General features: G+C 64.4%; 23 protein-coding genes. 10 read left to right on the forward strand and 13 right to left on the reverse strand.

The genetic code is table 11. The annotated features are described in order from the left end of the window. Window positions 1–54 precede the first annotated feature (54 nt). From yccS to BLR77_RS08090, 4 genes are all read left to right on the forward strand, one after another. Entirely contained in the window at window positions 55–2,232 is a 2,178-nt protein-coding gene (yccS, locus tag BLR77_RS08075; protein WP_074676495.1) for a YccS family putative transporter, read from the forward strand. Between the two features lie 178 nt (window positions 2,233–2,410). Next, window positions 2,411–4,141 (forward strand): diguanylate cyclase, encoded by a 1,731-nt coding sequence (locus tag BLR77_RS08080; RefSeq protein WP_238380538.1) that lies wholly within the window; start codon window positions 2,411–2,413, stop codon window positions 4,139–4,141. Between the two features lie 45 nt (window positions 4,142–4,186). Continuing rightward, on the forward strand, window positions 4,187–4,669 hold the full coding sequence (locus tag BLR77_RS08085) for a GreA/GreB family elongation factor (protein ID WP_074676497.1): 483 nt from the start codon (window positions 4,187–4,189) through the stop codon (window positions 4,667–4,669). 65 nt (window positions 4,670–4,734) lie between these two features. Beyond that, entirely contained in the window at window positions 4,735–4,968 is a 234-nt protein-coding gene (locus tag BLR77_RS08090) for a DUF2789 domain-containing protein (RefSeq protein WP_074676498.1), read from the forward strand. Window positions 4,969–4,993: 25 nt separating this feature from the next. Here the strand turns inward: BLR77_RS08090 and BLR77_RS08095 are convergent, their stop codons facing one another. From BLR77_RS08095 to BLR77_RS08105, 3 genes are read right to left on the reverse strand one after another with little or no spacing between them, the layout of a single operon-like run. Next, window positions 4,994–5,494, reverse strand: a complete 501-nt coding sequence (locus BLR77_RS08095) for a YgjP-like metallopeptidase domain-containing protein (RefSeq protein ID WP_162275007.1) — start codon at window positions 5,492–5,494, stop codon at window positions 4,994–4,996. A gap of 39 nt (window positions 5,495–5,533) precedes the next feature. After that, window positions 5,534–6,634 (reverse strand): PQQ-dependent sugar dehydrogenase, encoded by a 1,101-nt coding sequence (locus tag BLR77_RS08100; RefSeq protein WP_074676500.1) that lies wholly within the window; start codon window positions 6,632–6,634, stop codon window positions 5,534–5,536. A gap of 13 nt (window positions 6,635–6,647) precedes the next feature. Beyond that, entirely contained in the window at window positions 6,648–7,124 is a 477-nt protein-coding gene (locus BLR77_RS08105) for a hypothetical protein (RefSeq protein ID WP_074676501.1), read from the reverse strand. 359 nt (window positions 7,125–7,483) lie between these two features. On the opposite strand from BLR77_RS08105, the gene BLR77_RS08110 reads away from it, so the two are divergent. Continuing rightward, complete coding sequence (locus BLR77_RS08110; RefSeq protein WP_074676502.1) at window positions 7,484–8,167, forward strand: polysaccharide lyase family 7 protein; 684 nt, start codon at window positions 7,484–7,486, stop codon at window positions 8,165–8,167. Between the two features lie 86 nt (window positions 8,168–8,253). Here the strand turns inward: BLR77_RS08110 and fba are convergent, their stop codons facing one another. The 7 genes from fba to BLR77_RS08145 all read right to left on the reverse strand — a co-directional run bounded on the left by fba (window position 8,254) and on the right by BLR77_RS08145 (window position 15,657). After that, window positions 8,254–9,318, reverse strand: coding sequence for a class II fructose-bisphosphate aldolase (gene fba / locus BLR77_RS08115; RefSeq protein WP_003458863.1), 1,065 nt, complete (start codon window positions 9,316–9,318; stop codon window positions 8,254–8,256). Between the two features lie 123 nt (window positions 9,319–9,441). Beyond that, window positions 9,442–9,768 carry an MliC family protein gene (locus tag BLR77_RS08120; protein WP_074676503.1) on the reverse strand — a complete coding sequence of 109 codons (327 nt, stop codon included), beginning with the start codon at window positions 9,766–9,768 and terminating at the stop codon, window positions 9,442–9,444. Between the two features lie 12 nt (window positions 9,769–9,780). After that, window positions 9,781–9,966 carry a hypothetical protein gene (locus BLR77_RS08125; RefSeq protein WP_074676504.1) on the reverse strand — a complete coding sequence of 62 codons (186 nt, stop codon included), beginning with the start codon at window positions 9,964–9,966 and terminating at the stop codon, window positions 9,781–9,783. A gap of 103 nt (window positions 9,967–10,069) precedes the next feature. After that, on the reverse strand, window positions 10,070–11,230 hold the full coding sequence (locus tag BLR77_RS08130) for a phosphoglycerate kinase (protein WP_074676505.1): 1,161 nt from the start codon (window positions 11,228–11,230) through the stop codon (window positions 10,070–10,072). Between the two features lie 11 nt (window positions 11,231–11,241). Beyond that, window positions 11,242–12,288: an erythrose-4-phosphate dehydrogenase gene (gene epd / locus BLR77_RS08135; protein WP_074676506.1), complete on the reverse strand. Its 1,047-nt coding sequence runs from the start codon at window positions 12,286–12,288 to the stop codon at window positions 11,242–11,244. Between the two features lie 105 nt (window positions 12,289–12,393). Beyond that, complete coding sequence (tkt, locus tag BLR77_RS08140) at window positions 12,394–14,394, reverse strand: transketolase (RefSeq protein ID WP_074676507.1); 2,001 nt, start codon at window positions 14,392–14,394, stop codon at window positions 12,394–12,396. Between the two features lie 108 nt (window positions 14,395–14,502). Next, entirely contained in the window at window positions 14,503–15,657 is a 1,155-nt protein-coding gene (locus tag BLR77_RS08145) for a TDT family transporter (RefSeq protein ID WP_074676508.1), read from the reverse strand. Window positions 15,658–15,767: 110 nt separating this feature from the next. Between BLR77_RS08145 and BLR77_RS08150 the strand changes: the two genes are divergently transcribed. From BLR77_RS08150 to metK, 3 genes are all read left to right on the forward strand, one after another. Then, on the forward strand, window positions 15,768–16,649 hold the full coding sequence (locus tag BLR77_RS08150) for a LysR family transcriptional regulator (RefSeq protein ID WP_074676509.1): 882 nt from the start codon (window positions 15,768–15,770) through the stop codon (window positions 16,647–16,649). 72 nt (window positions 16,650–16,721) lie between these two features. Further along, window positions 16,722–17,723, forward strand: coding sequence for an ArsR/SmtB family transcription factor (locus BLR77_RS08155; protein WP_074676510.1), 1,002 nt, complete (start codon window positions 16,722–16,724; stop codon window positions 17,721–17,723). Beyond that, window positions 17,724–18,914: a methionine adenosyltransferase gene (metK, locus tag BLR77_RS08160; protein ID WP_074676511.1), complete on the forward strand. Its 1,191-nt coding sequence runs from the start codon at window positions 17,724–17,726 to the stop codon at window positions 18,912–18,914. It abuts the gene before it with no gap. Window positions 18,915–18,975: 61 nt separating this feature from the next. On the opposite strand, the gene BLR77_RS08165 is transcribed toward metK, so the two are convergent. Beyond that, window positions 18,976–19,287 (reverse strand): hypothetical protein, encoded by a 312-nt coding sequence (locus BLR77_RS08165; protein WP_074676512.1) that lies wholly within the window; start codon window positions 19,285–19,287, stop codon window positions 18,976–18,978. Window positions 19,288–19,501: 214 nt separating this feature from the next. Between BLR77_RS08165 and ligB the strand changes: the two genes are divergently transcribed. Together ligB and BLR77_RS08175 are read left to right on the forward strand one after the other, a co-directional pair. After that, on the forward strand, window positions 19,502–21,193 hold the full coding sequence (ligB, locus tag BLR77_RS08170) for an NAD-dependent DNA ligase LigB (protein WP_074676513.1): 1,692 nt from the start codon (window positions 19,502–19,504) through the stop codon (window positions 21,191–21,193). Window positions 21,194–21,277: 84 nt separating this feature from the next. Next, the gene (locus BLR77_RS08175; protein WP_074676514.1) at window positions 21,278–21,673 is read left to right on the forward strand and encodes a DUF1090 domain-containing protein; all 396 of its coding nucleotides are present in this window, start codon (window positions 21,278–21,280) and stop codon (window positions 21,671–21,673) included. Here BLR77_RS08175 and BLR77_RS08180 read toward each other — a convergent pair. Further along, on the reverse strand, window positions 21,667–22,116 hold the full coding sequence (locus BLR77_RS08180) for a c-type cytochrome (protein WP_074676515.1): 450 nt from the start codon (window positions 22,114–22,116) through the stop codon (window positions 21,667–21,669). The genes BLR77_RS08175 and BLR77_RS08180 overlap by 7 nt on opposite strands. 111 nt (window positions 22,117–22,227) lie before the next feature. Beyond that, entirely contained in the window at window positions 22,228–23,814 is a 1,587-nt protein-coding gene (locus tag BLR77_RS08185; RefSeq protein ID WP_074676516.1) for a methyl-accepting chemotaxis protein, read from the reverse strand. Window positions 23,815–23,888: the final 74 nt, after the last annotated feature.

Here is a 23,888-nt window from a genome sequence, read left to right on the forward strand (position 1 = left end):
CAGCGACCGGCCAGTTCCGGTAGTCTGCTTGCATCTTTCCCGACCCGACTCCGTATGCACCGCCCTCGTCTTCGCCAATCACTACGCCGTCTCTGGGCGCTGGACAAGTTCAGTACCAGCCTGCGGGTATTCATCGCCCTGGCTGGCGCCTTGGCGCTGTGCTGGTGGCAGGGCTGGGAGCATGGGTTGATTCCGCTGTTCCTCGGCATCATCGCCAGCGCCCTGGCCGAGACCGACGACAGCTGGCAGGGCCGCCTCGGCGCGGTACTGGTCACCCTGGCCAGCTTCAGTGCGGCGGCCTATGCGGTGGAATTCCTCTTTCCCTACCCCTGGCTGTTCGTCATCGCCCTGGCCTTTTCCGCCTTTTGTCTGACCATGCTCGGCGCGCTCGGCGAACGTTTCGCCACCCTCGGCTCGGGGACGCTGATTCTCGCCGTGTACAGCATGATCGGCGTCGAGCAGCGCGGCGGTGTCGCCGGCCTGTGGCTGGAGCCGCTGCTGCTGGTGGCCGGTGCCGCCTGGTATGGCCTGCTGTCCGTGATCTGGAATGGCCTGTTCGCCCACCAGCCGCTGCAGCAGAGCCTTGCCCGTCTGTTTCGCGAGCTGGGCAAGTACCTCAAACTCAAAGCCGCGCTGTTCGAGCCCGTGCGTCAGCTGGACGTGGAACAGCGCCGCCTGGCCCTGGCGCAGCAGAACGGACGGGTGGTGACGGCGCTCAATGCGGCCAAGGAAATCATCCTGCACCGGGTCGGCAATGGCCGCCCTGCCCCCAAGGTCAATCGCTACCTGAAGCTGTATTTTCTCGCCCAGGACATCCACGAGCGGGCCAGTTCCTCGCACTACCCTTACAACGAACTGGCCGAAGCCTTCTTCCACAGCGATGTGCTGTTTCGCTGCCAGCGCCTGCTGCGTCTGCATGGCGAGGCCTGCGAGCGCCTTGGCAGCGCCATCGAACTGCGCCAGCCGTTCGAGTACCGCGAGCTGTGCAGCCAGGCCCTGGAAGACCTGCACGCCTCACTCGACCACCTGCACCTGCAGAGCAACCCGGCCTGGCGCCGCCTGCTGCGCTCGCTCGGCGCGCTGGCCGGCAACCTGGCCAACCTCGACCTGCTGCTCGGCAACGCCTGCAACCCGGATGCCTTGGCCGATGAACAGGACAGCAGCCTGCTCGATCGCGAGCCGCATTCCCTGCGCGAGGTGGCGGAACGCATCGGCCAACAGCTGACGCCCACCTCGCTGCTGTTCCGCCACGCACTGCGCCTGTCCATGGCTCTGGCTGCCGGTTACGGCCTGCTGCACCTGATTCATCCGACCCAGGGCTACTGGATTCTGCTGACCACCCTGTTCGTCTGCCAACCGAACTACGGCGCCACGCGGCTCAAGCTGGTGCAGCGCATCGTCGGTACCCTGATCGGCTTAGGCTTGGGCTGGGCATTGTTCGACCTGTTCCCCGACCCACGCATCCAGGCGCTGTTCGCCGTGGTCGCGGGCGTCGCCTTCTTCGCCACGCGCAGCACGCGCTACACCCTGGCCACGGCGGCGATCACCCTGCTGGTGCTGTTCTGCTTCAACCAGATCGGCGATGGTTACGGCCTGTTCCTGCCGCGCCTGGTCGACACCCTGCTCGGTGGCCTGATCGCCGGCCTGGCGGTATTCCTGATCCTGCCGGACTGGCAGGGCCGGCGCCTGGGTCGCATGCTGGCCAACACGCTGAGTTGCAACAGCGCCTACCTGCGCCAGATCATCGCCCAGTATGCCAATGGCAAGCGCGACGACCTCGGCTACCGCCTGGCCCGGCGCAACGCGCACAACGCCGACGCCGCGCTGTCCACTACCCTCGGCAACATGCTCATGGAGCCCGGGCACTTTCGTAAGGACGCGGATCAGGGCTTTCGCTTCCTGGTGCTGTCGCACACGCTGCTCAGCTACCTCTCCGGACTTGGCGCACACCGTGGCGAACAACTGCCGCAGGCAGCCCAGGCACAGTTGCTGGAGCAGGCCGAGATTCTTGCGCGCAGCCTCGATGAAATCGCCGCAGGCCTGCGTAGCGAGGGCCCGCTGGCCATTCACAGTGACGAGGAGCAGGCCCTGGCTCAGGAGCTGGAGCAGATCGCCGATGACGCCGACGAACGTCAGCGCCTGGTGCAGACCCAATTGGCACTGATCGGCCGCCAGCTTGCGCCACTGCGAACCCTGGCCGCACACCTGCAGAAGGAACGCAATCAACGCTGAGCAAAACAGGAAGATTGGCGCCATTTAGCCGACACTTAGCGTTTTTTCCCCACGCGCTAGCGGCAAGAGCCAGCTTTCTGCCAGTATTCGAGGCACGTCACCCATTCGGCCTCAAGCGATGTCTGCAGCCCGCTCAACTGCATGCTTTCCACTGCCTTGGCTGTTACTGGCTCTGTGCTTGCTGCTGCCTGACGCCCACGCCATGACCCTGCTCGATGACGACACGCCCCCCATCGACCTGCAGGAAGTCGCGGCCTACCTGAGCGACCCTCAGGCCAGCCTGAGCCTTACCGATGCACAGACTGCCAACGCCCCCTTTCTGCCCGCCCGCGAACGCCGCGGCCTGAGCTTTGGCTATGTGCCTGGCGTGGTCTGGCTGCGCCTGGAGCTACAGTCCGCCGCCAGCAGGACACTGCACTGGCGCCTGGAGCTGAACTACGCCTCGCTGGATGAGGTGCGCCTGTATGACATCGGCGCCGATGGCGTGCGCGAGTCGCGCAGCGGCGATACCGTGCCCTACGCCGAACGCAGCGTCGGCCATCGCAACCCGGTATTCGAGATCGCCCTGCAGCCCGGCGAGCAACGCACGCTGTACCTGCGCGTCGACTCGCGCGGCAGCATGACCCTCAGCGGCGCCCTGATGTCTTCGCGCGATTTCGAGCAGCACAGCCAGAACGGCTATCTGGCGCATGCACTCTACTGCGGCGTGCTGATCGCGCTGGGCCTTTACAACCTGCTGCTGTTTCTCGCCCTGCGCGAACGCCCCTTCCTCAACTACGTGCTGTTCATGTTCGCCTTCGCCCTCAGCGTGCTTTCGCTCAATGGCCTTGGCGCGCAGTTTCTGTGGTCCGAAGCAGCGCCCTGGAGCAACCGCATGCTGCCGGTCAGCCTGACGGCGGCGGCGCTGCTGTCGGTGATTTTTGCCCGCAGTTTCCTCGATACCCACCAGTGGCTACCGCGCTGGGACCGAGGCCTGCTGATGCTGTGCATCGCCATTGGTGCGGCCCTGTTGGCCACGGTGCTGCTGCCGCTGCAGCGCGCGTTGCAGCTGATGTCGCTGACCGGCCTGATCGCGACCCTGACGCTGCTGCTCACCAGCTTCGTCTGCGTCGGCTACCGGGTGCCCGGCGCGCGCCTGTTCGCGTTGGCCTGGCTGATGCTGCTGACCGGCGCGGTGCTGCTGGCGCTGCGCAACTTCGCCCTGATTCCGTCGAACTTCCTTACCCTGTACGCCATGCAGATCGGCTCGGGGTTGGAGATGATCCTGCTGTCCTTCGCCCTGGCCGCACGTTTCAACGAACTCAAACGCCAGCGCGAGGCGGCGCTGCAACTCAACGAGCAGATCCTCGCCCAGCGCGTCACCGAACGCACCCAGGCCCTGGAGCAGGCCAATCAGCGCCTCAGTGAACTGGCGCTGCAGGATCCACTGACCGGCCTGGCCAACCGCACCGCTCTGCAGCAACACCTGGATCTGGCATTGGCACGCAGCCTGCGCCGCAACGAACTGCTCGCGGTGATGCTGATCGACCTGGACGGCTTCAAGCCGATCAACGACCAGCACGGCCACGGCTACGGCGACCTGGTACTGGCTGAGGTCGCACAACGCCTGAGGCAGTACGTCCGCGATACCGATCTGCCAGCGCGCCTGGGCGGCGATGAGTTCGTGGTGATCTGCGAGAACGTGCAATCTGCCGAGGATGCACAGGACCTGGCCAGGCGTCTGCTGGAAGGACTGGACACGCCGATGCATCTGGAAGATCGTGCCGTACGCGTCGGTGCCAGCATCGGCATCGCCCTGAGTCGTGGCGCCGACGACGCCACCCGCTTGATTCGTCTGGCCGATGCAGCCATGTACCGAGCCAAGGCCGAAGGTCGCAACCGCGTGCGCCTGGCCAGCCCACCCATCTGACAATGGGCCGCAGCCCCTCTCCTCATCGCCAATCGATACCGCACCATGGACAAGAATCTACTGCTGCAAGACGTGCTCACCCATCTGCAGACCGACCTCGAACAGGCCAGTCTCGCCGCCCTCAGCGCCCATGAAGCGGCCACTCACGAAGAGAACGTCGCCGAGAACAAGTACGACACCCTGGGGCTGGAAGCGGCCTACCTGGCCAGCGGTCAGGCACGCCGCGTCGAAGAGCTGCGCCAGACCCTGATCACCTGGCGCCAGTTGCGCCCGCGCCCCTTCGATATCGAGCTGGGCATCCAGCTCGGCGCACTGGTGCAGCTTGCGGCCGAGGATGGCCACGAACAATGGCTGTTCCTTGGCCCTCCGGGCGCCAGCATGAAACTGCAGCTGGCCGACCAGGCCATCCAGGTGCTCGGCAATAGCGCGCCGCTGGGGAAGTTGCTGCTCGGCAAGAAGCCCGGCGACGAGATAAGCCTGCCAGTGGGGAGCCGCCAGCAGGTTTTCGAGGTGTTGGCAGCCAAGTAAGCTGAACTATCTGGGCTAGGGTTGGTATTTAGCGATGAACACCACGCCTAGCGAGAGCCAATACCATGGAAAACCCAATCCACAGTCTGCCAGCCCTGTTCAAGCAGCTCGGCCTGCCTGACGATGCCGCCAGCATCAACGCCTTCATCAGCACCCATTCGCCACTGCCGGACGCATGCAAACTGTCCGAGGCCACGTTCTGGACGCCAGCGCAGGCTGCGCTGCTGCGCGAGGAAATTCTCGAAGACGCCGACTGGGCGCCGGTGGTCGACCAGCTCAACGTGCGCCTGCACGGCTGAGCTCACAGGTCAGCGCATCGGCTGCTCAGTTCGCCGCCGTCATTTCGCGCCAGGTCAGGTACATGCGCAGGTCGAACTCGATCTGCGCGTAGCCCGGCAACATGTGGTCGCAGAGCTTGTAGAAGGCCTTGTTGTGATCGGCCTCCTTCAGGTGTGCCAGCTCGTGCACCACGATCATCTGCAAGAAGGCCGGTGCGGCTTCGCGAAATAGCGAGGCAACGCGAATCTCCTTCTTCGCCTTCAGCTTGCCGCCCTGTACGCGCGAAATCGCCGTGTGCAGGCCCAGGGCGCGGTGGGTGAGGTCGAGTCGATTGTCGTAGAGCACCTTGTCGATGGTCGGCGCGTTCTTCAGGTGTTCCTGCTTGAGCGCCATCACGTAGCCGTACAGCGCCTTGTCGCTCTGCACTTCATGCCGGCCAGGGTAGCGCTGCGCCAGGTAGTCACCGAGCCGATCATCGGCGATCAGCTGACGAACCTGCTGCTGCAAGGCAACCGGATAACCCTGTAGATACTTCAACGATACGATCCCACCTTCATCAGGACCGCCAGTGTAACGGATGCCGCATTATTCGCTGGGCACCACACGCAGCAGGCGCCCCTGCGGGTTATCGGTGAGCAGGTAAAGCGCACCATCCGGCCCACTGCGTACATCGCGAATACGTTCGCCCAGCTCTTCGAAAAGGATTTCCTCACCCGCCAGCATGCCGTCACGCACGCGAATGCGCCGTACGCTGCGCTCGGCCAGGGTGGCGGCGAACAGGTCGCCCTGCCAGTCGGGGAACAGTGCGCCGCGATACAGGGTCAGGCTCGACGGCGCCACCGAAGGCGTCCAGTGCAGCAGTGGCGAGGTCAACCCCGGCAGCTCGGTGTAGGGGCTCACACGTGCACCGGTGTAATCGATACCGAAGGTTGCCAGCGGCCAGCCGTAGTTGTTGCCGGCCTCGATCAGGTTGAGTTCGTCCCCCCCGCGCGGGCCGTGCTCGTGGCTGTACAGACGATCGTGTTCGGCATCGAAGAAGATGCCCTGCACATTGCGGTGGCCGAGGCTGTAGATCTCCGGCGCAGCGCCCTCCTGAGCGACCAACGGGTTGTCCTGCGGCACGCTGCCGTCGCGGTTCAGGCGCACGATCTTGCCCAGGTGGTTGGTCGGGTTCTGCGCCTGCTCGCGCCAGTCGAAGCCGTCGCCCAGGGTCAGCACCAGGCTCTTGTCGGCGAGAAAGGCGACACGCCCACCGTAGTGCGCAGCGCCGGCCTTGAGCGGCTGGGCGGTGAACAGCACCTCGAAGTCATGCAGTTCGTCATCCACCAGGCGGGCACGCGCCAGACGCGTGTTGTTGGCCTCCAGCGAACCGTGCGCGTAGGTCAGGTACAGCCAGCGGTTGTCGCTGTATTCCGGGTCCAGCACCACATCCATCAGCCCGGCCTGGGCAGCGACGAAGACCTCGGGCAGGCCCGCCACCGGCTCGGGATCGACACTGCCGTCGGCTTCGATGATGCGCAGTCGCCCGACACGCTCGGTAACCAGCATGCGTCCGTCCGGCAGAAAGGCCACGGCCCAGGGATTCTCCAGGCCTTCGCTGAAGGTTTCGATGCGGTAGTCCAGGGCCAGCAGCGGCGTACTGACGAACAGGGCGCAGAGCATCAGCGCGCGGGTGCTTCTCAACATGGGCAACGCCTTGTCACAGAGAATCGGAAGAAGTCGGCTGCGCCCGGTAGCGCACCCGCCGGCCAAGCAGGCCGAACAGCAGCGCACCGGCGCTGCCGCAGGCCATCAACCCGAGCGTACCGAACGGGCTGCGGTCGGCGGCGATCAGCGTCGGCATCGGCGCTACGGCATTGGCCAGTGCCAGTGCTGTCCAGATGGCTGCAGCGCCCGCCAGCACGAAGATCAGCCAGCGCAGCGCCGGCATGCGCCGCGCCAACCAGGCAGCCAGCGGCAGGGCGACCAGAAAGCCCAGCGCACTGAGCAGGGCGAAGGTCGGCGCGAAACCGAGCAGATCGAGACAGGTGGTGCCAACGCGCACATCCAGCGGCATCGGCGCACCGAGCGCCTGCAAGGCGGCGAGGTTGGTCTGGGTCTGGAAGATCGAGGCGAGCAGCGAGGCCAGCAACACGGCGAGGAGGAAAGCGAGCAACAGACGTGGCTTGCTGGACATGGGGGGCAGTTTCCCGGAGCGACAGTGCGCGAATTATGGCGCACCCCACCCGCCGTTATGCCCCAGGTGTTTTACAGGGTTTTACCTGTGCCACGTCCAGCTCGATCGGAGCCGGAGTGGATCGAAAGCCCAATGATAATGACTTTAAATTGGCGCCAACAAAACGACAGACGGTTATCACGCTTTTGCCGCGGCTGCCGTTATATCCCGCGCCACGAACGCACTCGCTGCTCGTGGCAGGCAGCCCTGCCACCCTTCTAGCTCGCGTGTCACCCGCTGGAACGCCAAGTAAGCCGTTACTGACTCCTGGACGAGATGTGCCCCCCGACTGAAGTTTCCGTCTTTCAGGAGCTTTGAACATGATCGAACTCGCCATGTGGAATCTCAGCGTTCCAGTCGGCGTCCCCGCGACCACCATCGAAACCCGCGTTCTGGCCGGTGGTTATCAGGATCACTATTTCCAGTCCAGGAATGGCGCCATCTTCTTCTGGTCGCCGGTCAATGGCACCACCACCGAAGGGGCGAGCTACCCACGCAGCGAGCTGCGCGAAACCTTTGCCGACGGGCGTTTGCGCAACTGGACCTACCCAGGCGCCGACCATTTCCTGCGCGCCGCACTCAGCGTCACCCAGGTACCGTCGACCGGCAAGATCGTCATCGGTCAGATCCATGCCTACAAGAGCTCGATGCCGCTGCTCAAGCTGGAATATCAGTACAAGACCAAGACCGCCAACGGCAATATCGTCGCCAAGGTACGCATGACGCCGGATGCCGAGATTCAGACGGTGACCGTGGCCAGCGGCATCGCGCTGAATCAGGCGTTCAGCTATGCGATCAACCTGAAGCCCGACGGCACCCTGGCGATCCAGCTCGACAGGACCAGCTGGAGCACCCGCCTGGATTCCTCCTGGGCGGCCAAACCGCTGTACTTCAAGGCCGGCGTCTACACCCAGGACAACACCGGCTACGAGACCGAGGCCGGCGCGGCCCGCTTCGACCAGTTGAGCATCGAGCATCGCGCGTTGCTCAGCACAGCGCCCTGAGCCCCAGACGCCAGGCATGAAAAAGCCGCGACGCTTGCGCAGTCGCGGCTTTCGGCTGAACCAGGCGAGCGTGCGCCCGCCCCTTGTCAGTTGACCTTGGCGTTCAGCTCACCACTGGCGTAGCGCTGGTACATGCCTTCCAGGGAGATCGGCTTGATCTTCGAGGCGTTGCCGGCGGTGCCAAAGGCTTCGTAGCGGGCGATGCAGATGTCGCGCATGGCGACGATGGTCTTGGCGAAGAACTTGCGCGGGTCGAACTCGCTCGGGTGCTCGGCCATCATGCGGCGGATGGCACCGGTGGAGGCCAGACGCAGGTCGGTGTCGATGTTGACCTTGCGCACGCCGTGCTTGATGCCCTCGACGATTTCCTCGACCGGTACGCCGTAGGTTTCCTTGATGTCGCCACCGAACTCGTTGATCACCTTCAGCCATTCCTGCGGAACGGAGGAGGAACCGTGCATCACCAGGTGGGTGTTGGGGATGCGCTTGTGGATTTCCTTGATGCGCTCGATGGACAGCACGTCGCCAGTCGGCGGCTTGGTGAACTTGTAGGCACCGTGGCTGGTGCCGATGGCGATGGCCAGGGCATCGACCTGGGTCTTCTTGACGAAGTCAGCGGCTTCCTCCGGATCGGTCAGCAGTTGGCTGTGATCCAGCACGCCTTCGGCGCCGACGCCGTCTTCTTCACCAGCCATGCCGGTTTCCAGGCTGCCCAGGCAGCCCAGCTCGCCTTCCACGGACACGCCGCAGGCGTGGGCGAAAGCCACGGTCTGCTGGGTCACACGGACGTTGTAGTCGTAGTCGGCCGGGGTCTTGCCGTCTTCCTTGAGCGAGCCGTCCATCATCACCGAGGAGAAGCCCAGCTGGATCGAGCGCTGGCACACGTCCGGGCTGGTGCCGTGATCCTGGTGCATGCACACCGGGATGTGCGGGAATTCTTCGATGGCAGCCAGGATCAGGTGGCGCAGGAAGGGCGCACCGGCGTATTTGCGGGCACCAGCGGAGGCCTGGACGATGACCGGCGAATCGGTCTTGTCGGCGGCTTCCATGATGGCGCGCATCTGCTCGAGGTTGTTGACGTTGAAGGCCGGCACGCCGTAGCCGAATTCGGCGGCGTGGTCGAGCATCTGGCGCATGCTGATAAGTGCCATGGTGTTTCTGTCTCCCGGTTTGGAGGTCGTTAATCGTGCAAGCCTGCCGCAGGGGCAGGCGTTGTTCAAGTTTCGTGAGACTGGGGCATGCCCGCAGCGCTCGCCTCGGCGTCGCCGAGGATGTTACGGAGCCTTGCAGCCACGCCCGATCAGGTCATCGGTGGCCGTCCAGTAGACCAGGCCTTCCTCACCCTTGGTGTGGAAGGACAGACGCCCGTCGCTGTACAGCGCGCCGGATGCGGCCGGCTCCTGAGTCAGGCGATAGACGATGTCGTCGCCACCCAGTCGCACGTCTACCTGATCGAAGCCACCGTTGGCGAAGCGCCACAGGACTTCGGTCTGGCTATCGCATACCCAGCGATTCCATTGATCCGGCGCCGTCGGCTGGCTGCCGCAGGCCGCCAGCAGCAAGGCGGTAGCGGCAAGCCCCGCCAGTCTGATTCCGATCATTGCCTCTCCTCGTCAGCAACGTTGTTCCGGTGCCAAGCCGGTGGGCTGACCACTGCTCTGCTCGACACGCTGATCATCCTGAGTGGTCGGGGTCTCGATCTGCGCCGGGCTGAATACCTCGCAGGCCGCTTCCCGACCACCGCCGGCACAACCGGCCAGCAACATACCAATGACGCTCAAGGCGGCTAACTTGTCCATGACATGACTCCTTGTACGATGATCCGGTCTTCTACAGACCACCCGTTCACGTCAGGGTTTAATCCGCCGCGGGTGAAGGCCACCCCTTCACCCTAGCTGGTGTTTATTGCGCGCGTTGCTCCAGCACTTCCACGGCCGGCAGCACCTTGCCTTCGACGAACTCGAGGAAGGCCCCGCCGCCGGTGGAAATGTAGGAGATCTTCTCGGCCACGCCGTACTTGTCGATGGCCGCCAGGGTGTCGCCACCACCGGCAATGGAGAACGCCGGGCTCTCGGCGATGGCCAGAGCCAGGGCCTTGGTGCCGTTGCCGAACTGATCGAACTCGAACACGCCGACCGGGCCGTTCCACAGGATGGTCTGCGAGGCTTTGAGCATTTCGGCGAACATCGCCGCAGTCTGCGGGCCGATGTCGAGAATCATGTCATCTTCAGCAACGTCCTTGACCGCCTTGACGGTGGCTTCGGCGTCCTCGGCGAAGGCCTTGGCCACTACCACGTCGACCGGCAGCGGTACGCTGACCTTGGCCGCGATGGCCTTGGCGGTGTCGACCAGATCGGCCTCGTACAGCGACTTGCCCACCGGCAGACCGGCAGCGGCGAGGAAGGTGTTGGCGATGCCGCCACCGACGATCAGCGAGTCGCAGATATCGGCCAGGGAGTTGAGCACGTCCAGCTTGGTCGACACCTTGGAGCCGGCGACGATGGCAAGCATCGGACGGGCCGGCTTGTCCAGCGCCTTGCCCAGGGCATCCAGCTCCGCAGCCAGCAGCGGGCCGGCGCAGGCGATCTTGGCGAACTTGGCCACGCCGTGGGTCGAACCCTGGGCGCGGTGGGCGGTGCCGAAGGCGTCCATCACGAACACGTCGCACAGGGCCGCGTACTGCTGGGCCAGCTCGTCGGTGTTCTTCTTCTCGCCCTTGTTGAAACGCACATTTTCCAGCAGCACCAGCTCGCCGGCCTTGACCTCGACACCGCCGAGGTAGTCCTTGACCAGCGGCACATCGCGGCCGAGCGCCTTGCTCAGGTAGGCGGCGACCGGCGCCAGGCTGTCTTCCTCACTGTAGACGCCCTCTTCCGGACGGCCCAGGTGCGAACAGAGCAGCACCGCCGCGCCCTTTTCCAGCGCCAGCTTGATGGTTGGCAAGGATGCGAGGATACGCGCATCGCTCTTGACCACACCGTCCTTCACCGGGACGTTGAGGTCTTCGCGGATCAGCACGCGCTTACCAGCGAGGTCGAGGTCGGTCATCTTCAGAACGGTCATAGATCAGTCCTTTACGGAGCAGGATTGGCTGTTAATAGGAAATGTTCGGCGACATCGAGCATACGGTTGGCAAACCCCCACTCGTTGTCGAACCAGGCCAGCAGGTTGACCAGACGCGGGCCGGACACACGGGTCTGGCTGCCGTCGACGATGGCCGAGTGCGGGTCATGGTTGAAGTCGCAGCTGGCGTGCGGCAGTTCGGTGTAGGCCAGCAGCCCCTTGAGCGGGCCACTTTGCGCCGCCTGACGCAGCACGCGGTTGATCTCTTCTGCAGAGGTATCGCGCGCGGTCTGCAGGGTAATGTCCAAGCAGGAGACGTTGACCGTCGGCACACGAATGGCCTTGGCCTGGATACGCCCGGCCAACTCCGGCAGCAAACGCTCGATACCACGGGCCAAGCCGGTGGATACCGGGATCACCGACTGGAAGGCCGAGCGCGTGCGGCGCAGGTCTTCGTGATGGTAGGCATCGATCACCGGTTGGTCGTTCATCGCCGAGTGGATGGTGGTAATGGAGACGTACTCCAGACCCACCACCTCATCGAGAAGTTTCAACAACGGCACGCCGCAGTTGGTGGTGCATGACGCATTCGACACCAGGCGCTCGGCGCCGCTCAGGCACTGCTGATTGACCCCGAAGACGACGGTGGCGTCGATATCCGCCTCGCTGGCCATTGGCTGCGACAGCAGCACGCGCGGCGCCCCCGCATCGATGAAACGCTGCGCCTGCTCGCGAGTGACGTACTGCCCGGAACACTCCAGCAGCAGGTCGATGTCCAGCGCCGCCCAGTCGATGGCCTCGGGCTCGCTCTGACGCAGCACCTTCACGCAGTCGCCGTTAATGTGCAGGCAGTCGCCATCGACCTTCACCTCCCCGGGAAAGCGCCCGTGGGTGGAGTCGAAGCGGGTCAGGTATTCGATGCTGGCCTGATCGGCCAGGTCATTCAGCGCGACGATCTCCAGACTCGCTGAATTGCCACGCTCGTGCAGCGCGCGCAGCACGCAACGGCCGATGCGGCCATAGCCGTTGAGGGCGACACGATAGGGGCGATTGGACATGGGAGGTCTCGGGTGAACCCTAGGGTGGATCGCGCTTTATCGATCCACCGGGCGGTGTAACGGTGGATGAAAAGAGTTCCATCCACCCTACGGCGTCGTTCTCGCTTAGGCGTCCAGCAGTTCTTCGGCAGTGGCGACGACGTTGTCGACGGTGAAGCCGAAGTGCTCGAACAGTGCCGGGGCCGGGGCCGACTCGCCGAAGCTGGTCATGCCGATGATGCGACCTTCCAGGCCCACGTACTTGTACCAGTAGTCGGCGTGCGAGGCCTCGATGGCGATGCGCGCACCGACCTGCAGCGGCAGCACGTCCTGCTTGTAGCCGGCATCCTGAGCGTCGAACACGCTGGTGGACGGCATCGACACCACGCGCACCTTGCGCCCGGCGGCGGTCAGTTTGTCGTAGGCTGCCACCGCCAGACCGACTTCGGAACCGGTGGCGATCAGGATCAGTTCCGGCTCGCCGGCGCTGTCCTTGAGCACGTAACCGCCACGCGCCACGTCAGCCAGTTGCTGGGCATCGCGGCTCTGGTGCGGCAGGTTCTGACGGCTGAACACCAGGGCGCTCGGGCCGTCGGCTCGCTCGATGGCGTATTTCCAGGCCACGGCGGACTCCACGGCATCGGCCGGGCGCCAGGTGTCGAGATTCGGCGTGCCACGCAGGCTGGCCAGCTGCTCGATCGGCTGGTGGGTCGGACCGTCTTCACCGAGGCCGATGGAGTCGTGGGTGAACACGTACAGCACACGCTTCTTCATCAGCGCGGACATGCGCACGGCGTTGCGCGCGTATTCCATGAAGATCAGGAAGGTCGCGCCGTACGGCACGAAACCACCGTGCAGGGCGATGCCGTTCATGATCGCGCTCATGCCGAACTCGCGCACACCGTAGAACATGTAGTTGCCGGACGCATCTTCAGCGGAGACGCCCTTGCAGCCCTTCCACAGGGTCAGGTTGGAGCCGGCCAGGTCGGCCGAACCGCCAAGGAATTCCGGCAGCAGCGGGCCGAAGGCATTCAGCGCGTTCTGGCTGGCCTTGCGGCTGGCGATGGTTTCGCCCTTCTCGGCGACGTCCTTGATGTAGGCAGCGGCCTTCTCGGCGAAATCGGCCGGCAGCTCACCGGCAATACGGCGTTTGAACTCGGCAGCCAGCTCGGGATGGGCAGCGGCGTAGGCGGCAAACTTGTCGTTCCAGGCGGCTTCGGCGGCAGCGCCGGCTTCCTTGGCATCCCACTCGGCGTAGATCTCGGCCGGGATTTCGAACGGGCCATGGTTCCAGCCCAGCGCGGCGCGGGTCAGGGCGATTTCGTCGTTGCCCAGCGGCGCACCGTGGCACTCTTCCTTGCCCTGCTTGTTCGGCGAACCGAAACCGATGGTGGTCTTGCAGCAGATCAGGGTCGGTTGGTCCGTGGTCTTGCGTGCGGTGTCGATGGCGATCTTGATCTCTTCGGCGTCATGGCCGTCGACGTTGCGAATCACCTGCCAGCCGTAGGCTTCGAAGCGCTTGGGCGTGTCGTCGGTGAACCAGCCCTCGACTTCACCATCGATGGAGATGCCGTTGTCGTCGTAGAAGGCGATCAGTTTGCCCAGGCCCAGGGTGCCGGCCAGCGAGCAGACTTCGTGGGAAATGCCTTCCATCATGCAGCCGTCGCCGAGGAACACGTAGGTGTTGTGGTCGACGATGTTGTGGCCTTCACGGTTGAACTGCGCGCCTAGCACCTTCTCGGCGATGGCGAAGCCGACAGCGTTGGCGATGCCCTGACCGAGCGGACCGGTGGTGGTCTCGACACCCGGGGTGTAACCGTATTCCGGGTGGCCCGGAGTACGGCTGTGCAGCTGGCGGAACTGCTTGAGGTCTTCGATGCCGAGGTCGTAGCCGGTCAGATGCAGCAGCGAATAGATCAGCATCGAACCATGGCCGTTGGACAGCACGAAGCGGTCACGATCGGCGAAGTTCGGGTTGCTCGGGTTGTGCTTGAGGTAGTCGCGCCACAGCACTTCGGCGATGTCCGCCATACCCATGGGGGCACCGGGGTGGCCGCTGTTGGCTTTCTGCACGGCATCCATGCTGAGGGCACGAATGGCATTGGCTCGCTCACGACGGCTGGGCATCGCTGAATCTCCTACGGGGGCTGCTTCTGAATGAAGGGGCGAAAAAAGGCGTCCATTTTCGCCCAGCCGAGCCCTGCGGGGCAATGACAGATGGTCGTAGAGACCAAATCAGCCCGCCTGCTCGCTCAGAACGCTCACTGCAGGGCTGCCCGGCCCGCCCAGGCAGGGCGCCTGAAACAACTCGCCATGCCAGACGCCGGCGAGCGTGCGACTGAACACCAGCGTCCAGACCGCCGCCAGTTGCACCGCCAGCAGCAGACCGATGAAGGCGAACAGGCTCAAACCGGTCACGGCCTGCAGCTCGAAGGTGGCCAGGGCGAATACGCCCAGCGGAAAGGTGAAACCCCACCAGCCGAGGTTGAACGGCATGTTGTCGCGGATGTAGTGACGGGTGAACAGCGTGGCGATCACCAGCCACCACAGCCCTGCGCCCCACAGTGCCAGGCCGCCGATCAGACCGAGATCACGGGCAAGCTCGGCGGCACTGACCAGCGGCGTACCGGCAAAGGCCAGCGGCGCCGCCTGCCCCATGCTGAGCAGGCCCAGACAACCGGTAGCCAGCGGCCCCAGTGGCAGCCAGCTGGTGGCGGCAAAATCGGTATCCGGCAGTTTGTGCAAAGCCAGACGCAACAGCACCAGAGTGATCAGCGAGAACGCCAGAGACAGCGACAATCCCCAGAGCACGAAACCGGCGACCAGCAACTGTTGCGCCGCCTCGGCGGCTAGATGCGGCGCCAGCGCCCCTGCCGTACTGGCGGCGACCTCGGGCGCGACGATAGGTAGCAGCCAGACCGCAGTGAGTTTCTCCAGCGCATGATGCTGGCGGGTGAACATCAGATAGGGCACCAACAAGGCGCCGAGCAGCGCCAGCGCCGCGTCCAGCCACCACAGCGCATGGGCCAGCGCGTAGATCCCCTCGCCCCAGCGCGGCACGCCGAACAGCAGCAAGCCCTTGATCAGCACCGCCAGGCCCATGGGAATGGCACCGAGGAACATCGACTGCACCGGATGCAGCAACATCGGCCAGATGGTTTCGCGAAACAGCGCCAGGCGCAGCAGAAACAGCAGGCTGAACAGAGCGAACAGACCGACCGCGACAAACCACAACCCCTCGGCAAGCATCGACAATCCCGGCATAGACCAGGGCAGATGAGCGATCACCAACGCCAGCACACCGGTGCCCATGGTCATGGCGAACCAGCTGGGAGTGAAATGGCGAATGAACGCCAGAGGCTCGGGTAAACGGCTGAAGGGGCGCGGCATGAGTCGGGTGGTCCCGTGACATGGGTGATGGCGCAAGGGTAAGAATTGGCTTGCCATATGAAAAATACATATTCAGCATTCGATGCATACCTTTCATTTATGCATCAACCATGAATCTGCATCATCTCAAGGTCTTTCTGGCCGTGGCAGAAGCCGGCAGCATCAGCGCCGGTGCCGAGCGCCTGCATATCAGCCAGCCCGCCGTAACGCGAGAAATTCGCGATCTCGAAGCCAGCCTCGACCTGCGCCTGTTCGATCGCCAGCCACGCGGCGTGCAACTGACCGAAGGCGGCCTGCGTCTGCACGACTATGCGCGGCGCATCTTCGCCCTGGAGCGCGCCGCCGAACGCGACCTGCGTGACTTCGCCCAACTGGAGCAGGGCGAGCTGCATCTGGGCGCCAGCGCCACGCTCGGCTCCTACCTGCTGCCGCCCCTGCTCACCCGCTTCCGCGCCCTGCATCCACAGATATTCGTCAGCCTGGAAGTAAGCAACACCGACGTCGTGACCCGGCAACTGGACGAAGGCCGCATCAGCCTGGGCTTCGTCGAAGGCCCGTTCGTCCAGGCCGACTACGCACATCACCTGCTGGCGTGCGACGCCCTGCTTCCGGTGGTATCGCCGCTGCATCCGCTGGCCAGGGCCGAGCGCCTTGAGGCCCGCGACCTGCAGGCGTACCCGCTGTACATGCGCGAACCCGGCTCCGGCGCTCGCGCCAGCATCGAGCAGGCCTATCGCGACCACGGCCTGGAGCCACAGGCCGGCATGGCCATCGGTAGCACCGAGGCGCTCAAGCGCCTGCTCACCGACGGCAAGGGCATCGCCTGGCTGTCACAGCGGGTGGTCGAACGTGAACTGGCCAGCGGCGAACTGCAGCGCTTGGCAGTGCAGGACCTGCAGATCGAGCGTGAACTGCATGTGCTGTGGCGACTCGGCACCAGCCTGAGCCCGGCCCCCGCCGCTTTTCTGCAGTTGAGTCAGATGCCAGGCTAGCCCGAAGCCAATATCAAAACTTTTTGATATTGTTATTGCTGTATGAAAAATGACCGACTAGACTGCGCCACCATGACCTTGCGCGCACCCCAGTTGGAATTCGACCCCTGCGACGAGCTCGCCGCCCAGTGCAAGGCCGGCGGCGATCCGCTGCGCCTGAACGTGCTGCGCGCGCTGAGCAACGATTCCTTCGGCGTGCTGGAACTGGCGCAGATCTTCGCCATCGGTCAGTCGGGCATGAGCCACCACCTCAAGGTACTGGCCCAGGCCGGCCTGGTGGCGACGCGCCGCGAGGGCAATGCGATCTTCTACCGCCGTGCCCTGCCCAATGGCCGCCTGCACGCCGCCCTGCTGGACGATATCGACGAACTGCCGCTGCCCGGCGATGTGCAGGCGCGTATCACCACCGTGCATCAGCAGCGCGCCACCGTCAGCCGCGATTTCTTCGCGCGCATGGCCACCAGCTTCCAGGCCCAGCAGGACCTGATCGCCGGCTTGCCGCAGTACCGCGACAGCCTGCTGTCCCTGCTCGATGCCCTGCATTTCGCGCCGGGCACCACAGCGCTGGAAATCGGCCCTGGCGATGGCGCCTTCCTGCCCGAGCTGGCGCGCCGCTTCGCCCAGGTCACTGCACTGGACAACAGCCCGGCTATGCTCGAATTGGCCAGACAGCGCTGCGTCGCCGAAGGGCTGGGCAACGTCGAGCTGAAACTGGCCGACGCCCTGCAGGACGAGCTGACCGCCGCTGACTGCGTGGTGTTGAACATGGTGCTGCACCATTTCGCCACGCCAGCCGAAGCCTTTCGCAAGCTGGCCGCCCTGGTCGCGCCCGGCGGCAGCCTGCTGCTCAGCGAGCTGTGCAGCCACGATCAGAGCTGGGCACGCGAAGCCTGCGGCGATCTATGGCTCGGCTTCGAACAGGAAGACCTGGCGCGCTGGGCGACGGCCGCCGGCCTGACGCCAGGCGAAAGCCTCTACATAGGCCTGAAAAACGGCTTTCAGATTCAATTACGGCACTTTGCCAAACCCGATGCGCACAGCGCCTTCAGCCTCCGGCAAGAAAGGAACCGATAGATGAGCGAATATTCCCTGTTTACCTCCGAGTCCGTGTCCGAAGGGCATCCGGACAAGATCGCCGACCAGATTTCCGATGCGGTGCTCGACGCCATCATCGCCCAGGACAAGCACGCCCGCGTGGCTGTGGAAACCCTGGTCAAGACCGGTGTGGCCATCGTTGCCGGCGAAGTGACCACCAGCGCCTGGGTCGACCTGGAGCAGATCGTCCGCGATGTCATCTGCGATATCGGCTACACCAGCAGCGACGTCGGCTTCGACGGTGCCACCTGCGGTGTGCTCAACATCATTGGCAAGCAGTCCCCGGATATCAACCAGGGCGTCGACCGCGCCAAGCCGGAAGATCAGGGCGCTGGCGACCAGGGCCTGATGTTCGGCTACGCCAGCAACGAAACCGACGTACTGATGCCGGCGCCGATCTGCTTCTCGCATCGTCTGGTCGAGCGCCAGGCCGAAGCGCGCAAGTCCGGCCTGCTGCCGTGGCTGCGTCCGGATGCCAAGAGCCAGGTCACCTGCCGCTACGAGAACGGCAAGGTCGCGGCCATCGATGCGATCGTGCTGTCCACCCAGCACAACCCGGAAGTGAAATACGACGACCTGCGCGACGGCGTGATGGAGCTGATCGTCAAGCACGTGCTGCCGGCCGAACTGCTGCACAAGGACACCCAGTTCCACATCAACCCGACCGGCCAGTTCATCATCGGCGGCCCGGTGGGCGACTGCGGCCTGACCGGGCGCAAGATCATCGTCGACAGCTACGGCGGCATGGCCCGTCACGGCGGCGGCGCGTTCTCCGGCAAGGACCCGTCCAAGGTCGACCGCTCGGCCGCCTATGCCGGTCGCTACGTGGCCAAGAACATCGTCGCCGCCGGCCTGGCCGAACGCTGCGAAATTCAGGTGTCCTACGCCATCGGCGTGGCCCAGCCGACCTCCATCTCGATCAACACCTTCGGTACCCACAAGATCGCCGAAGACAAGATCATCAAACTGGTGCGTGACGTATTCGACCTGCGACCCTACGCCATCACCAAGATGCTCGACCTGCTGCACCCGATGTACCAGGAAACCGCAGCCTACGGCCACTTCGGTCGTACGCCGCAGTCCAAGACCGTCGGCGAAGACAGCTTCACCACCTTCACCTGGGAACGCACCGACAAGGCTGCCGACCTGCGCGCCGCTGCCGGCCTGTAACCCCTGAAAATGAAAAAGCCCCGCCAGAGCGATCTGGCGGGGCTTTTTCGTGCATGGGGGCTTATTTGCCGAACATCGAACTCAGGCCCTTGAGTGCATCCTTGGTGGCATTCAGCTGATCAGGTGCAGCAGCCTCAGTGGAAGCATCGGCCTCGGCGCTGAGACGCTCGCAGCCACCGTCAAGCGCAGCCAGGTTTTCATTGGCCTTGTCGTTGCCGGCCAGTGCCGCCAACTGCTTGAGCTGAGCCAGACCGTCCTGATTGGCCGCCATCTGCTCCTGACATTTGGCCTGGATCGAGGCGACCTCGGCAGCATGAGCAGGCAGAGCGGCGAAGGCCAGAGCGGCGAAACAGGCAACGGAAACAATACGCATCAGTAAAGACCTCTGAGGGTTGAGGCCCGGCTGTCCATGCGCCCCCGCCGGGCAAATCCATTTGTTTGGGGGTAGAAAAGGCGCGCGAATCTATCACCCACATAGGCAGGCAACAAGAAAAACCGAACAGTATCCGTGACTTAGCTCCAAGGCTCAGCGAATATCAATACAGCCTGCTAGGCTCAGTGAGTACCTTGAGCAAGGAAGCTCCGCGATGAAAATTGCCCTCCTGCTATTACTCCTTCCGCTGGCTGCCCAGGCCACTCCCTGCCCCGACTGGCCCGCCAGTCGCGCCAAGTCCGAGCTCGCTGCGCTCAGTCAGCAGATAGCCGAGTGGGACGACGCCTACCACAATCAGGGCCGCTCGCTGGTGGCCGATGAAATCTATGACCAGGCCCGCGAGCGCCTGCAGTCCTGGCATCAGTGCTTTCCGACTGCCCGCCCGGCATTGCCAGACCCACTAGCTGGCAGCACCGGTTCGATCGCGCACCCGGTGCCGCAAACCGGGCTGCGCAAACTGAACGACGCAGCAGTGGCCGAATGGATCAACAACCGCAGCGATCTGTGGATTCAGCCCAAGGTCGACGGCGTCGCGGTCACCCTGGTTTACCGACGCGGCTTACTGCAACAAGCCATCAGCCGCGGCGACGGGCGACTTGGCCAGGACTGGACAGCCCGCGCGCGGCAGTTGCCGGCCATTCCCACACGCCTGCAGGAGCCACTCGATGCCGTACTGCAGGGCGAGCTTTACTGGCGCCTGGACGCTCACGTGCAAGGTCGCGACGGTGGCGCCGGGGCCCGTGGCAAGGTGGCAGGACTGATGGCGCGGCAGGCGCTCGATAAGCAGCAGGCCAGTGCCATCGGCCTGTTCGTCTGGGACTGGCCGGACGGCCCGGCGAACATGCCTGAGCGCCTGCAAGCCCTGCAGAAACTGGGTTTCGCCGACAGCCTGCACTACACCCAGCCCCTGCAGGGAGCCAAGGATGCCCGCCGCTGGCGCCAACGCTGGTTTGATGAGCCCCAGCCGTTTGCCAGCGATGGCGTGGTCCTGCGTCAGGGTACGCGGCCACCCGGAGAGCGCTGGCAGACAGAGGCGCCGCACTGGGCGATTGCCTGGAAATACCCGGCCGGCCAAGCGCTGGCCGTGGTGCAGGCGGTGGATTTCAGCATCGGCCGCACGGGACGTATCACGCCGATCCTGCGCTTGCAGCCGGTCGATCTCGACGAGCGGCGCATCAGTCGGGTCGCTATCGGCTCGCTGCAAACCTGGGAAAAGCTGGACATACGCCCCGGTGATCAGGTGGCGATACGCCTGGCCGGCCTGACCATTCCGCGCCTCGACCAGGTGATCTGGCGCAGCCCGGAACGCGCAGCAGTGCGCGCCCCCGATCCCAATCGATACCACGCCCTGAGTTGCTGGCGACTCAGCGGCGAATGTCAGCAACAGTTCCAGGCACGCCTGAACTGGCTCGCCGGCAAGCAGGGACTGAACCTGCCCGGCGTAGGACCTGGCACCTGGAGCACGCTGATGGCGGGCCAGAAACTGGAGGGCCTGCTCGATTGGCTGGCGCTCGATAGCGAACACTTGCAACAGCTGCCAGGGATCGGCCCACGGCGCGCCTCGCAGCTGCAGCAGGCCTTCGCCCAGGCCCAACAGCGCTCACTGCAGCAATGGCTGCAGGCCCTCGGCGCCCCGCCTGGCCTGAAGCTCGGCGCGGAGGATGACTGGGCGACGCTACTGGCTCGCGGCCACGCCGAATGGATGCAGCAACCAGGCATGAGCCAGAAGAGCGCCGAGCGTCTAGTGGCGTTCTTCAGCCACCCGGAGGTTCAGCGCCTGGGCACGCAACTGCAGGAGGCCGGCACCGTCGGTTTCCAGTCGCAGGAAAATTCTCCGCGCGGTTGACTCAGGTCAGCAGATGACTCAATCGAGTCGAACCTCGCGCAGCAACCAGGGTCACTTCGAAATAGACCTTCACGAGGAGAGACCATGATTCGCCAAACCGCTTTGCTCGGCCTGCTGCTGGCCGCCAACCTGAACGCCACCCCTATTCTGGCCGCCGAAGGCGATAGCGGCTGCGCTGCCAAACGCCAAGTGCTCCAGGAGAAGATCGACGCCGCCCACAAGAGCGGCAACGCGCGAGAACTGGATGGATTGCAAAGAGCACTGGGCAATGTCGACGCCCACTGCGATGACGCTTCACTGCACAAGGAGCGCCTGGCCAGCGTCAAGGAAGCCCGCGAGGAAGTGCAGAAGCGCGAGATGGATCTGCGCGAAGCCATGGGCAAGGGCGATCAGGAGAAGATCGCCAAGCGTCAGGCCAAACTGGCCGAGGCGCGCGCTGAACTGCAGCAGGCCGAGGCCGAAGCGCATGCCGATCAGTAAGCGCGGAACGCCTTGTGGCAGGCCTCGCAACTATCCTCGACGACCTGCACCGCCGGCTCCAGTTCGGAGCGACGTAGCGGCGGTGTGGTCGTGGCCTGAACCAGCGCGGCCGTGGCCTGCTCCAGATCGCGGGCCATCGTCTGGAACTGCTCCTGGCGCTGCCAGACCTCTGGGTTGGCCTTGCTGCGCTCGTCGTCACGAACCTGCGGAAAATGCTGCCAGGGCTCGCGCGACAGGCGATCCAGCTCGGCTGCACCGCTGATGAAACCTGCCTCGTCATAGGCTATGCGGCCGCGCAACATCCCACCGAGGTCTTCGCTGACCTTGAGCATCTCCTTGAACAGCGCCTGGCGCTTGCCCAACGGCGAATTGGGGTCAACCCCACCACAGGCCGCCAGGGTCAGGCAGACACAGGTGAGCAGCAGGAATTTCTTCAGGTCCATCGACACGACTTCCGGGCGACAAGGGGCCGCCAGTATCGCGGCTCGTCCCAGCCGGGCCAAGCGACCTCTTGTCACAACGCCTGTCGTTTGCAAGCGTTGGTCAGCCAGGGTTCAGGTACGAAAGCGCCCCAACTGACTGTTGAGCTGCTGCACCTCGCCCTGGATCTGCGCGCTGACCTGTACCACGCTCTCGGTCTCGCCCTGGCTGCGCTCGGCCAGGCTGGAAATATGCGTTACCCGCTGGTCGATCTCCTGCGCCACCTGACTCTGCTGCTCTGCGGCCGTGGCGATCTGCGCGTTCAGGGCATTGATGCCGTCCACCGCGCCGACAATGGTCTCCAGCGCCTCACTGGCCTGACGAATGTGCTGGAGGTTGCCATCGGCCAGGGTCGCACTACGCTGCATCGCCAGTACCGCATCACGTGCACCGCCCTGTAATCGCTGGATGATCGCCTGGATTTCGCCGGTGGATTGCTGGGTGCGACTGGCCAGCGTACGAACCTCGTCGGCGACCACGGCGAAGCCCCGTCCCGCTTCACCGGCGCGCGCTGCTTCGATGGCCGCGTTGAGCGCCAGCAGGTTGGTTTGCTCGGCGATGCCAGTGATCACTTCGAGCACCTTGCCGACACCACCGGTTTCCGCCTCCAGACGCTGTACCTGCTCGCCACTGCGCTGCAACTGCTCCACCAGTTCGGCGATCTGCGCCGCACTGCGCTGCACCACCTGCTTGCCGCTTTGCGCACAATCATCGGCACTGCGCGTCGACTCGGCAGCATGAGCAGCGTGACGCGCCACCTCGGCCACGGTGGCACTCATCTCGTTCATCGCAGTGGCTACCTGATCGAGATCCTCGTACTGGCGCCGCACGCCAGCGCCCGCTGATTGTGCGGCGCCGACCACGCTGCCGACATGCTCCCCGGTACGCTCGCCGCTACGTTTGACCTCTGCCAGCAGGCCTCGTACCTGATCCTGCATACGGTTATAGCCGGCGAAGATGCGGCCGATCTCGTTGTCACCCTGCCGCCCTTCAAGGCTACGCGTGAAGTCGCCGGAGCCGACCCGGGTCAGCGCCCCCTCTACCGCATTGAGGTTGTGCATCAGCGGGCGCAGGCCGAACTGGCGACCCAGCACCACCAGCGCCAGAATGCCCAGCACGCAACCGAATGCCAGCCACATCTGGCGGCGCTGGCTGCCTTCAGCGTGCGCAGCCATCAAACCGACGGCCTGGTTCATCTCGCGCAGCAGCTCGACCGACTGCTGCTCCAGGGTCTTGAGATCGACTGCATCGCCCGCAACCACACGCTGCAACTGGGTACGAAAGCCCTGCCAGAGACCACCGACCTTGTTCATCTGCGCCTGGATGCCGGGCTCGGCAATAGCACTGATATTACGCACCGCGTTGCCACTCAGCAGGTCGCGATGAGCGGCATCGAACTGCGCCATGGTGGCTTCAAGAGTCGCGGCAGGCAGGACGCCTTCGCGCTGCAACAGCGCCTCCTTGGTCATCTTCTGGCTGAGCATGCGCTGCGCGCCAGCGATGTTGATGGTCTCCGGCGACACCGACATGCTCAGGTACAGCGCCACGGAGGCAACCACCGCGAGCAGGAACATCAGCGCATAGGAAAACAGAAACTGTTGATTCAGCGTGCGCAGACCAATGGCGCAGAGCAGGCGGTCGAACAAGGTACTGACGAACATGGTGGGCTCCCTGGCAATCGGCGGAAATCCCCGCCAAATAGTCAGGAGCTAGCAAGAATATGGCCAACGGCCAT

This window comes from Ectopseudomonas alcaliphila (assembly GCF_900101755.1).
GTDB lineage: Bacteria > Pseudomonadota > Gammaproteobacteria > Pseudomonadales > Pseudomonadaceae > Aquipseudomonas > Aquipseudomonas alcaliphila.